9 protein-coding genes are annotated in these 12,520 nt (G+C 45.5%); 6 read left to right on the top strand and 3 right to left on the bottom strand.

The features are described 5' to 3' along the window. Positions 1-42 precede the first annotated feature (42 nt). The 3 genes from ACLFWI_RS16465 to ACLFWI_RS16455 all read right to left on the bottom strand — a co-directional run bounded on the left by ACLFWI_RS16465 (position 43) and on the right by ACLFWI_RS16455 (position 3,999). On the bottom strand, positions 43-1,356 hold the full coding sequence (locus ACLFWI_RS16465; protein WP_446413811.1) for a protein kinase domain-containing protein: 1,314 nt from the start codon (positions 1,354-1,356) through the stop codon (positions 43-45). 115 nt (positions 1,357-1,471) lie between these two features. Beyond that, complete coding sequence (gene hisA, locus ACLFWI_RS16460) at positions 1,472-2,245, bottom strand: 1-(5-phosphoribosyl)-5-[(5-phosphoribosylamino)methylideneamino]imidazole-4-carboxamide isomerase (RefSeq protein WP_446413812.1); 774 nt, start codon at positions 2,243-2,245, stop codon at positions 1,472-1,474. 68 nt (positions 2,246-2,313) lie between these two features. Continuing rightward, entirely contained in the window at positions 2,314-3,999 is a 1,686-nt protein-coding gene (locus tag ACLFWI_RS16455; protein WP_446413810.1) for a transglutaminase domain-containing protein, read from the bottom strand. 200 nt (positions 4,000-4,199) lie between these two features. Between ACLFWI_RS16455 and ACLFWI_RS16450 the strand changes: the two genes are divergently transcribed. The 6 genes from ACLFWI_RS16450 (at position 4,200) to ACLFWI_RS16425 (ending at position 12,420) form a co-directional block, all read left to right on the top strand. Beyond that, a complete protein-coding gene (locus ACLFWI_RS16450) occupies positions 4,200-4,997 on the top strand; it encodes a DUF928 domain-containing protein (RefSeq protein WP_446413809.1) in 798 nt (265 codons plus the stop codon). Positions 4,998-5,571: 574 nt separating this feature from the next. Then, positions 5,572-6,360, top strand: a complete 789-nt coding sequence (locus ACLFWI_RS16445) for a DUF928 domain-containing protein (protein ID WP_446413808.1) — start codon at positions 5,572-5,574, stop codon at positions 6,358-6,360. Positions 6,361-6,597: 237 nt separating this feature from the next. Continuing rightward, a complete protein-coding gene (locus tag ACLFWI_RS16440) occupies positions 6,598-7,431 on the top strand; it encodes a DUF928 domain-containing protein (protein ID WP_446413807.1) in 834 nt (277 codons plus the stop codon). 16 nt (positions 7,432-7,447) lie between these two features. Continuing rightward, positions 7,448-8,266 carry a DUF928 domain-containing protein gene (locus ACLFWI_RS16435; protein ID WP_446413806.1) on the top strand — a complete coding sequence of 273 codons (819 nt, stop codon included), beginning with the start codon at positions 7,448-7,450 and terminating at the stop codon, positions 8,264-8,266. A gap of 440 nt (positions 8,267-8,706) precedes the next feature. Further along, complete coding sequence (locus ACLFWI_RS16430) at positions 8,707-9,318, top strand: hypothetical protein (RefSeq protein ID WP_446413805.1); 612 nt, start codon at positions 8,707-8,709, stop codon at positions 9,316-9,318. A gap of 201 nt (positions 9,319-9,519) precedes the next feature. Further along, a complete protein-coding gene (locus tag ACLFWI_RS16425; protein WP_446413804.1) occupies positions 9,520-12,420 on the top strand; it encodes an OmpA family protein in 2,901 nt (966 codons plus the stop codon). The last annotated feature ends 100 nt before the right edge of the window (positions 12,421-12,520 follow it).

The following is a 12,520-nucleotide window of genomic DNA, read 5'->3' as shown; positions in this document are numbered from 1 at the left end:
TCCCCACCGTTAACTTTAATTGTCCCCACCTACTTATATCAGTCATAATTCACTTTCCAACGCCCGTTTAAAAGCAGCAGCACTCTTAAAATATATCTGAGGATTATCGGTAAGCGCTAAATCAATCACCTCCGCTAGTCCCTTGGGAATCAAAGCATCTCGTTCCCGAATCGGTACAGGTTGGGTTTGCAATACAACCCAGAACGGATCTTGGTTGCCAAAATTTCGGGGTAATCTGCCTGTTAATATATAATACAAACAAGCCGCTATTGCCCAAACATCAACATCGGGTTTAGCATATTTAAAATCAAGGACTTGTTGTCGGGGCATAAAAGCCGGACTCCCCGCATATTGACCACTGCGAGACAACCCACTCAATCCGGCTAAATCAAACGCCTTAGCTAATCCATAATCAGCAACTTTGGCAAGACGCCCTAATCCTAGATTGGCAAGAAAGATATTTCCTGGTTTCAGATCCCGGTGTACTAATCCCTGCACTTGAGTATTATTATTCTTGGCGAGGGTAATATCAGGACTCTGGATAGAGTGGGCATAGTCTAACCCATCCAAGACTTGCAGCGTAATTGACATCGCTTCATTGACCGACAATTTGCCGCCGCGTTGCTGCATTAAATCCAGAACACTGCCACCATTACAATAATCCATAGTAAAAAAAAAGGAATCTTTGTCATAACCCAATTCCCGGAGTCTCACGATATTAGGGTGTTGTAAAGCTTTAGTTTGTTCAACCTCCAGCAAAAATTGCCGAATTGCATCACTCGAACGCCTGTGGTGCGATCGCATGATTTTGAGGGCGACTAATTCCCCAGTTTGGTCATGATGGGCTAAATAGACGGTTCCTAATCCCCCTTGACCTAATCGTTTTAGCGTTGTGTAGCCGCGAATCTTGGGTAGATAAGAGTCACATCCTAGAGTCGTTAAATGAATACCACTTCTCGGTGATCTCGAAGACTCTAGATCACCGTTGTTTTCCCCTTCAATTTTGACACGCAGTATGGTATTGCGAAGCTTGATTTCATCGCCATCCTTTAAGTCGTACTCTGGAAACTGTATCCTAGCCCCTTCGGTTGGAGTTTGATGTCGATGGCGTTTACCGATAATTTTACCATTAACGTAGGTACCATGGAGACTACCGAAGTCACGGATACGGATATCGGGAGGATTGATATCCAGCAAACAGTGATAGCGCGAGATAGTCTTGTGATACCGATCATTAGGGAGTCGGGGATGGCAATCTTTGGCGCGACCTAGAATACAAGTCGTGCGATCGCTAAATTCAAAGTTCTCACCTTTGAGACTTCCTGTGATGACTGTGAGGATAACTTTGGCAGACATCTGGGATCATTTATTGAGGAGTCAGGGTTCAATCAGGAAAAAATGGTTTCTCCTGATCTATTGTTTCCTATTTGCTATGGCAATCGCCACTTTTACCCTTCGTTCCCTGTTCCCTTTAAGCCAATGAAGACGATCCCAAATCGGGGGGAATATCCTGAAGACGCCCTTGTCCCACCGCTTGAATGGCTTCTTTGAGGGAAACATCACCCGTATACAGGGCGCGACCCACGATCGCACCGATCACGCCTAGGGGTTCCAACGCCAGTAAACTCAATAAGTCTGTAATCGAACTGACACCCCCAGACGCAATCACCGGAATCGAGACATGGCTGGCTAATTCGCGCAAGGCGTCGCGATTGGGTCCAGTGAGTGTACCATCCCGGTGAATGTCTGTATAAATAATTGCCGATACACCCAAATTCGCCATTTGTTGTGCCAGTTGAGTCGCGGTAATTTCTGAGGTTTCTAGCCATCCCCTTGTTGCAACCTGTCCATTTCGCGCATCAATACCGACAATAATGCGATCGGGAAATTCAGCACACAACTGTTCGACTAAGGGATGATCTTCAACCGCCGCTGTTCCCAGAATCACATACTGAACCCCAAGAGAAAGCAGTTGACTAACCCCTTCCTTGTCGCGCAATCCTCCCCCAACTTCTACGGGAACCGATACCGCTTGGACAATGGCTTCTATAGTCTTAGTATTAACAGGATGTCCCGCTTTCGCCCCATCTAAATCCACCAGATGTAGCCGACTCGCCCCTTGGTCAACCCATTGTTTCGCCACCTCTACTGGGTTTTCACTATACACTTGCGATTGTCCATAGTCGCCTTGGTATAACCGTACACAGCGACCTTCGAGTATATCAATAGCTGGAATAACGTTCATATTCGTCATTTGTCATTTGTCTTATGTCATTCGTCATTCGTCATTCGTGAAACCCGCCCCGACATTCCTCAAAACTCTCGCCCCGGAGGCGGTAATTCTTCGAGAATTTTGAACCGGACATGATTAATCGCCAGATCCCCAAGAGAAACCTCTTCCTTGTTAACTGGAACACCTTTACTGGTCAGGGTTTCAAACGTAATTCCTTTACCAATTTCTACATGATACCAAGCCAATCCCATAAAAAATCGAGTCGGGTAAGGTCCACCTTCGCGAGTATCATCGGGATTAGATTCCATGGGAACCCAACCAAATCCTGGTAAGTAAAATTCCATCCAGACATGATTAAAATCAGGTTGTAAGGGAATGTCTCGTTGATCGGGATGGGCGGGACATTTGTAACGACCAACGGTACGACAAGCAATCCCACTGAGACGGGATAGGGCTAACAACACGCCGAGATACTCCCCACAGGAACCAATCCCTCGCGCTAACACCACATCGGGGGTATCGATATGGGGCTTGATTCCATAAGCGAGTTGGTCATAGACATAATTGCGAATACTATACATTTGTCGCAATAAATTTGTTTCTCTACCTGCGGCGTCACGGGCGGCGCGGCGGATGATTTCGGTATCCATGGCTAACTCGTCATCATCCACTAAATAGCGGGATTTGTATTCAAGTGGCAATTCTGGCGTATTTTCTAAATCTCTGGGTGTAATCCGATATTTGATACTCCAAACTTCTAGAAGCGCCTTCCAGCCAAATAAATGCCGTTCTCCGGGGGCGAGGGTATCAAATTTAAACACCGCCACCCGCTGATTACCTTGGATTTCTTCGGTGAAGGGAATCCCAATGGCTTCAATGGCGCGGATTTTTTGGCGTGCGGTTTCTGAGGGTAAGGCGATACGCCATTCTACGTCCTGAAGGGCTATGTCCTCTAGGGGGGACAGTTCCTCGACATAAGACATTTCAATTAAATAGCCATTGGAGAGAGCATAGCGTTCCTGGGCATTGTAGTGAAAGGAAAGGGGATGAATAAACGTGCGATCGCGATACTGTAGTTCGTGGTTGGGTTGAGCGTTGGGATTATCGCGGATGTAGGGTTCTTCGCTTGCATAGGCGACATAGAGAATCTCCTGATTTGTTTGTGGGTTTCGGTAGAAGGTTAAACCCGTAGGATTCTCAAAAGGAGTCAAGACGCTGAAGAGAATGTTTCCTGTGGCGCGATCGAGACAATACACAGTCTGTTCTTCCTGATCCGACAGCCAAAGTTGCTCATCCCGCACCGTAATGTTCTCCATGCCAATTCCTGGGGCATATAAGCGGGTAATCTCCTGCCCGGTATCCCGACTGTAAATCAGAATATACCCCATTTTTTGACAGGTGATATAGACCGTCGAGTCCTTGAGTGCAACACCATTGGCGGTGTAGGGTAATGTCAGGAAATGCTGAAGCTGAAGATCGCCGTCGAGTTGGCAATAGTAGACACTTTCTTTCCGCGTCAACCACAGCGTATCCCCCACGACGGCTAAACCCGTCGCATCGGCAAAATCGAGATCCGGCGAGGAATTCAAAATTTTGGTATCGTCAGTTTGGGGGTTGATTTGCAACAGATAGCCACTCGTGGCATCGATGGCAATCAATTTTTCTCCCCAAAAAGCAATACCCTGTAGGGCAGCCGCCCCAATTGGTCGAATGGTGTGGAACGATTTCAATTTAGGTGACACAGAGGAATCAGGATTAGGAATCATGATCAGTCTATATCAAGATTTAGATTTCAGCGTCGCCATCTATACTCAGGTGGTGTCAATACCCTTCTCAATTTAGGCGGATGCTCCGGGTGTGCATCGGCAATATTTTAAATGTGCGATCGCACCTTTGAACATTGGTTGTTATTGGGTAGCCGTTTTCATTCAAGAATTTTATTGACAAAAATAGTTTTGTATGTATTATGAAACTCATCCGTTTTTTCCCACACAAACTAGCCATAACCGCTTTAGTAACATTGCTTTTAATCGTAGGGTTGAGCCTGAAAGAGCCAGTTCTGGTACAAGCGCAGTTAAGCAATGCCTCGATCAGTTCTCAGTTACCCGATCAATGGGAATCGGCGCCACTGCCTAATTCTGGTGATTCAAGTCTACAAGATAGCAGCAATTTACCGTTTGCGGGTTGTCTCAGCAGTTATCCCATTGCCTTAGTACCAGCGTCTGGTATGGGACAAACACTTGCGGAGTATCCCACCATCTTTTGGTATCTACCCCGGACAAGGGCTTGGGGCATGGAGTTTAAGTTAACAGATAGTGATAATCAGGAAATTTACTCGACCAAGTATGCCTTTGCCCAGGATACTCCAGACGATGATCAGGGACAAGACGCACAATTGGTCGTTGGCACTCCAGGCATACTCAGTTTAACCATACCGAGATTAAAGGGTAGCTCTCTGCCGCTGAAAGAGGATCAGAAGTATGACTGGACTGTAAGAATAATCTGTAACCCCAATGATCCATCCGGTGATGTTTATATGGCAGGCACAATCCGGCGAGTATCAATTGACCCTACCCTAAACCGTCGCTTACAGCAAGCACCACCTGAGGAGCGTGTGGTACTTTACGCAAAAGAACGACTGTGGTATGAAGCGTTAGGGACGTTAGTGAAACTCCATCGCGATCGCCCCAATGATCCGGCTGTGATTGCCGCTTGGGACAAACTACTCAAGTCTGTCGGGTTAGATCTGATTCGACTCGGATAAGCTCTAATTTCGGTTCCCCCGGCTTCTAGACGCGCCATAGCACGTCTGGAACATTGCATCCCCAGTTTCTCTAGTCCTTGTCGCCTTGGAGGACAAGGGCGAATTCCCCATCTCGCCGGAATTCATGTATTTCACCCAAGTAAGAATAGCTATATCTTTACAAAAGATTTAAATTTTCAGGCGATAGAAGCATGGAAATCAGGAATTGGCTTTAAGAGTGATGAAGATTTAGATAAGAGTGGAAACAACGTTCCGGGATTACCCATGTCTAAAGTTAAAATATTAACAACTTAAGACAATGGTACTGATATAACCAGGGGTCGTAGTCAGACCAAAAGTGGGCTAGCATGACTTGCAGCGTTTACGACAAACTCTTAATTCAGCAACATTTCCCTTAAGGTAGATGCTTGCCTGAGTCAAAAAGGTGTTATGTCTGATGGAAACTAACCTGGGTCTGGAACCTTGGCTTCTGCTCTAACATCTATATACTAAAGACTCGGTTCTACGAGCATATATCTGAATTATGGCTTGTTTCACTCGCTTATCACACCTAACATTCTTAACAATAGCTTTGATGCTAGGACTAGCCACCAAGCTAGTCGCTCAAGTGCCAACCCCGGTTAGGACTACCTCTCTGGGTGCTGAACTACCGACTCAGTGGGAATTCAAAACTCCAGAAGGTTCAACACCTGAGCCGATTCCCGTGAATCGAGAAGCTGGTGGAACGCGAGGGCCAGAAAATTGTACGCCGAATAATCAATCACTAATTGCTCTAGTTCCAGAATCATTGATTGGCAAAACCCTAGAGGAATATCCCAAATTATTCTGGTATATGCCATCAACAACAGCATCGGCAGTCGAGTTTGTACTGAAAAATGCTAATGATGAAGAAATTTACCGGGTTAAGTATTCCTTGGATCAGTCGGCGACAGGGGAAACACAGATGCCGAGAATTATGAGTTTAGCGATTCCTCCCTCTGCTAATCTTACTCCCTTGAAAACGAATCAGCTATATTACTGGCAATTAGCATTGGTTTGCGACGCTCTGGATCGTTCAGCAGATATGGTTGTGGGTGGTGGGATTAAGCGAGTGGAACCGAGTTTAACGCTAAAAATGCGGACTCAACAGGCAACGCCTCAAGAACGAGTGGCACTCTATGCCAAGGAATTGCTCTGGTATGACACGTTAGACACCTTGGTAGAACTCCATCAGGATTTTCCCAATGATCGCAACGTGCAAACCGCGTGGAACAAGTTATTGCACTCAGTTGGCTTACAAAGTCTTTCTGAGCAATTAAATCCAGACAGGAGTGCTGCTTTAACTGAATCGTTGTCTAACTCAGGAGCTAGTTATGTTGAATAAAACCACCAATACAAAGATAGGGAAAAACTAACATAAAGATTCAGATAAGAGTCCAACCCCAGGTTTCAGTTCACTCCCTATCTCAAGCTAGAATAGAAATATTCAGGCAAATTATTCGGCGAGAAACCTGAAAATTCTGCAATTATCATCCCTCTTGTAGGAAGGTTAAGTATCTGCTCAGACAGATTTTTCCAAAAACTTTGAAAGACTCTGATTAAGAAGGAGTTCTAAATTATTATGGCTTGGTTTACCCATTCATCCCGTTTTACAGTCGCTTTAGCGCTAACCCTAGGACTGGTGGCTAATGTACCCGCTGGGGTACAAGCCCAGTTAGGGGGTTCACCCCTCAGCCGTGATATCCCCACAGAATGGGAATTCACGCCGCCAAACAGTCAAGGACCAGAGATTCCAGGCAATAGAGAAGGTGGTGGTACAAGAGGACCTTGTATTGCAAACCCTGAACCCGGTCACGTTCCGATCGCATTGGTTCCTGAGTCTGGGATTGGACAAACAATAGCAGAGTATCCTACTCTCTCCTGGTATCTACCAAAAAACACAGCTTGGGGAGTAGAGTTGAAGGTGCGTAATGCCAAGGGTGAGGAAATTTATTCGACGAAGTATGCTTTCGCCCATTACACCGGACAAGATTCTGAGGGAGATGAAAAACAATATGTTGTCGGCGCTCCCGGTATTATGAGCTTAACGTTGCCTAACTTAGAAAGTAGTGTCCTTCCTCCAGAGACTGATCAGACATATAAGTGGACGTTAAGACTGATTTGTGATACTCAAGAACCATCCGGTGATGTATATGTCGATGGTGCGTTCGAGCGCGTGGAACCTGATCCGAGTCTGGTACGCCGCATCCAACAAGCAACGCCGGAACAGCGAGTGGCTATTTACGCCAAGGAACGACTTTGGTACGAAACCTTGAATACCTTAGTGGAACTACGTCGCGATCGCCCCAATGATCAGGATTTGAAGGCGGCGTGGAGCCAATTGCTCCGTTCAGTCGAACTCGAGCAAATTGTCGAAGAACCAGTAGCTCAGGGTGTCAAAACGAATCAGAATTAATCACTGAGTAACTGTCATGGCACAAATAGGACATCGTTTTTGTCGATTTTCTCTCGCTGTGGGGGTAAAACTGGCGCTATTTGCCGCAGGCTTTGCCCTGATCTATACCCCCCAAATTCTCCAGGCTCAGGGAATACCCCAAACCTGGACAACTAACAAATATGAACCGCCAAGGGGAATCGGCTCGGCGAATCGTGTCGAAGGAGGGGCAACCCGAAGTGCTGGAGGAAATTGTCCTGTTGTCGGTAAACCGTTAACGGCTTTAATGCCGAGCGATCGCTTTGGGACAACGGTTGCGGCTTATCCCAGCTTTTTTGTCTATCTACCAGCCTCACCCGATCCCAGTACACCCTTACCTGTGGAGTTTGTTCTGGAGGATAGGGAGGGAAATCTCGTTTATCAAAGCAAATTCCGTACCAATGGCAAGTCAGGAATCATCACATTAAATCTACCCCCCGACGTTAGCTTGTCATCCTTGGCGGTGGGTGAGGATTATCGTTGGACGTTCTCGATTCTCTGTCCGCCTGAGGACGAACGCTCTAATGATCTGGTGGTTGAAGGATGGGTAAGACGGGTAGCGATCGATCCTACCCTAGAAACTCAGTTAGCGCAGGCATCACCGACAAAAAAAGTGGAACTCTATGCTGAGGCACAACTGTGGCAAGATACTCTAGCACAGCTCGTTGAGCTACGCCGTAATTATCCAAGTGATTCAGAGGTGGCGAATCAGTGGGTCAAGCTTTTGAACGCAGCGGGACTTAGCAATCTGGTGGGTGAGTCACTCGCATCTCAGAATACGCCTGTTGATGTACCCTTATCATCGTCAAAACCATAATCCGGTGAAGCACTCCAACCTCTAAGAGAGGGGGGAATTCCCCGAATCGGTTAATACAATAGGCTAATCTATTGTACCCGTTACCTGTAGGGACACGACATGCCGTGTCCCTACAATTCATATAAAGCCTAATTTGTCAACTTTTTCTAGGGAACTTGGTAATCTCAGAAAACTATGGTTAAACTCGATAAAAATAGGGTTTATCAGTTTCAAGCTGGAAAATGAGCCGGTCTTATATAACGGACGGCAATAAAATAGATAAGACAGTGCGTCAATCCAATAACTGACTCACTAGGAAAGACTCTACCGGAAAGGATTCTAACTTATCTTTTAGCGCTAACAGCAGTGTTATAGTAGTGTCACCCCCTGATCGGAGGATATTTACCATCAACCTATCAAGTTGAGCCAACCAGACGTTTAACCAAGTGAGAAAGAAGAGTATGGCAGAAATCAGTAAAGAACAAATGCGCGAGCGTCTAGGCAATATTGACCAGATCCGAGATATCATCTTCGGCGCTCAATTACGAGAGTACGATAGCCGAATTGACAAAATTGAATCGAATCTGGCATTGATCCAGCAAGAAATGCGCGATCGCATCGAGCAAACCAAGACTGTCTATGGGACGGAGCTACGAGCCGCCGTAGATTCCCTGGAGAAAAAACTGAAGTCGCTGAATATGACGGTTCAAAACGATAATTCAGAGATTCGGCAAACCATCGATATGGTTAACAAAAAGTTTTCCGGAAATATGGAATCCCTGGATAATAGCTTAGAAAAACGAACCAATAATTTGCATAACGAACTCTCAGAAACTCGTGAAAAACTCCAAGAGGACATTAGAAGCCTGAGATCGTATATTTTTGAAGAACTCGAACGACGCTTTTCCCTGATTAATGATGGCAAAGTGGCTAAAGATGATATGGCAGATATTTTGTTTGAATTGGGATTAAGAATTAAAGGAACAGAGTTTGCGCCTGAGCTGAAAGAAGCAGCGGGTAATGATGTGGATGTTGATGTTCGACTTTTAGAAGCAGGTCCTCTATCTCAGTAAGATCAGAAATGATATAGAAATTATTGTCACTCAATCAAATTGCTAGTTATTAGTGCCAACGTTCAGCAAAATATTGGCTCAAAGCTAGCAATGTAGTGGATGTCCTGGATGAATAGGATTAGAATTGGGTCAAATGCCAACTTTGACTCAATTTGGCATTTACAAACTCGGTGCCGATATAGAACAAGGCAGGATCAAATTATGGCTTTACCAGGAAAAAAGGGATCTGCCATATCCCAGCTAGAAGACTTGCTGGATTTATTAATGGATTTACAGAATCCTAACTCGACTGAAGCCACCACAACAGGAATGTCTTCCGCCAAGGAGAACGGGGAAACTCAGGGTAAACCCCATACCGATCAGTTAAAACAACAGGGAGTAGAAAAAGATGAAGCAGCAGAGGAAGCAGAGGAAGTAGGGGAAGATAAAATTATAGCCGATTCGAGTAGTCTGGAAGATAAATCGCTCAATCCTCACTCCCAAGAAACGGAGCAGATTTCCCATTCCCCATCTTCATCTTCTATGCCAAGGTCACAATCAGAACAGTCGTTTGAGTCTTCCTTACAGAAAGAATCGACCAAAACAATTGTGACAGAGGAATCCCCGTCGGTTCAGCCAATAGCCTCAGATGAATCGCCGTCGTTGTCAGAAACCTTACCTCAATCGCCAGAATCCAACCATAAGTCAGACTCTACTAATCTAGCTGTCTCCTCACGCCATCTGGAAAAATTAACGCCAGACTTAACCCCCCAGAATTCAACGCCTTCTCAAGAGCCGGAGCAAGGTTGCCACAACGATGTTCCAGATCCGGTGAAAAGTAAGACTAATCTAGAGGAATCACAGCAAAACCCCACAGATAATTTCGCTGTAAAGGAGACTCAAACAGCATTGAAAAATTTATCAAATGGTGAAAGTGAATCATCATTTTACAATTCAAAGCCTGAACTATCCTGCTCGGAAAACTTGAACTCATTGAATCAATCTCAAATCAACCCAAACTCACCTGAAAACGTGCCTGAACAATCTACCGACTCCAGCGATTATTTAATTTCTGATCAATTTTTAACAGCACTAGAAGAGTTAAATCAATCACCATTAGAATCAACAAGGAATAGATTATCCTCATCCCAGTTAACCGAATCTGATCAGCCAAAAACGGAGGAATTTGAACAGTCAGCCGCATCCTCATCTCAGCTTCAACATATACCTGAAGACCAGAGCCAGGAATCCCTTGTCGCTTATGATGCAAATATTGAGGATGAATTTGAACGATTGCAAAAATTACTACTAACTCCCGATCTACTCGATTCGCAAGAAGGGATTGAACTGCTCAAAGAAAAATTTTCATCTTTAGAAAGCCAGATTTATGATCCCAGTAATTTAATTAAATTAATGCTGCCATTAATTACTCAAATTTTAAGCATGAAAATTGCTGAAGCGAGAGAAGAAATGGCAAGTGCGATCGCGCCTATTGTGGATGAGATGATCGAGGCAAAAACAAAAGAGGATAAAGAGGGCATCTGTTCCGCCTTAGCACCGATTATTCCCTCTGCCGTTAACTATCAAATCCTCAGCAACCCCGGTGAATTTGCCCGAGCAATTGCCCCGGAAATGAGTGCGGCGATTAAAGAACAAATAGAGATTGAACGGGATACGATGGTAGACGCCCTTTATCCAGTCATGGGCGGGACATTCTATAAATATTTGTCCGAAGCGATGCGGGCGATTGATCAAAAATTGGAAAACTCCCTAAGTCCGGAGGGAATTGCTCGCAAAATCCGGGCGAGAAGTCAGGGAATCTCTGAGGCAGAACTCATATTTAAAGAGTCGATGCCGTTTACCATCCAAGCAATGTTTCTGATTCATAAAGCATCAGGATTAGTGATTGCGGAAGTCCAACCCTTTGGCAAACAACAATTAGAGTCAGATATGGTGGCGGGGATGCTGACCGCCATTCGCAGTTTTGTCAATGATTGTATTATGCAATCCGGTGAAATCTCCGAACTGGATCGCATCGAATACGGACATTGTGACATTCTCTTAGAAGTCGCTGGATACTGTTATATGGCTGTGGTGACACAAGGTGATCCGCCGAAGTCATTTATCGACAAAATGCGCGAGGCTTTGGGTACTATCGTTCTTCGCCATGGGAAGGCGATCGAATCCTTTGATGGTGATCCAGAGAATGTACCGGAACAAATTCCCTCCCTTCTGAATTCATTGACCCTGGTTAATCCCAAATCTGAAACGTCGCCGCGTAAAGTACCTGTCGCCTTGTTAAGCGTTTGTGCTGCTGTATTGGGTCTAATTTTTATTCCTTGGGGTATTCATCTGCATCGCAGTGGTGTCAATCATCAGTTTGAGGAAGAAACCGCCGTGGCTTTGGCATCTGATCCCGAACTTGCCGTCTATCGGTTAAATGTCGAGGCACAAGGCGATACAATTACGCTGTCTGGCAAATTACCAAATCAATATCTAGTCGAAAAAGCGGGACAAATAGCCCAAACGACTATACCGAATGGTGAGATAGACAATGATATCATTGCCATCAAGGTTCCCCCCGATCCCGTCGAAGTTGCCGCCGAGGTTGAGCGTGTCACCGCTATTCTCAATCAAACCGAACGTTTGGCAATTTGGACGAATTTTCAGGACGGTCAAGTTACCGTAGAAGGGAGTGTGATTCAGGTCAAAGATGCCCAAAAAATTACCCAGGCTTTAGAGAAAATTCCGGGAGTAGACTCGGTAACCAACACCGTGCAACTGCAACCTCTAGCCTTAGCCTCTCGCATCTACTTCGATCTCAATTCCGCTGACTTAAAAGCCTCAGAACAAGCCAAAATGGACGCCTTGACCGCATTCCTCAAAGATTACCCCAACCAATCACTGCGAGTCATTGGTCATAGTGATCCCAGTGGCACACCCTTAGAAAATCAGGAATTAGCCTTAGAACGGGCAAAAGTCGTGGCTGAGGTACTGGTGCGTCAAGGGATTGATGCGAGACGCTTAGAAGTATCCGGAACCACCAAACCTCCCACAGGCGTGTATACTGATGAACCCCATAAATACAGCCGATTTGTCGAATTTGAGGCGATCGCACGTTAACAGCATAAGTAGTCGGACATAATTAAAGTTAAACGACAAGGGAACAGGGAACACCTCGACCCTTCGACAAGCTCAGGGCATCGCTTACCTCGACCCTTCG

This window comes from Coleofasciculus sp. (assembly GCF_046539235.1).
Classification (GTDB): domain Bacteria; phylum Cyanobacteriota; class Cyanobacteriia; order Cyanobacteriales; family Coleofasciculaceae; genus Coleofasciculus.
Note: the sequence above shows the minus strand (reverse complement) of the source record. Positions and strands in the feature narration are given on the sequence as shown.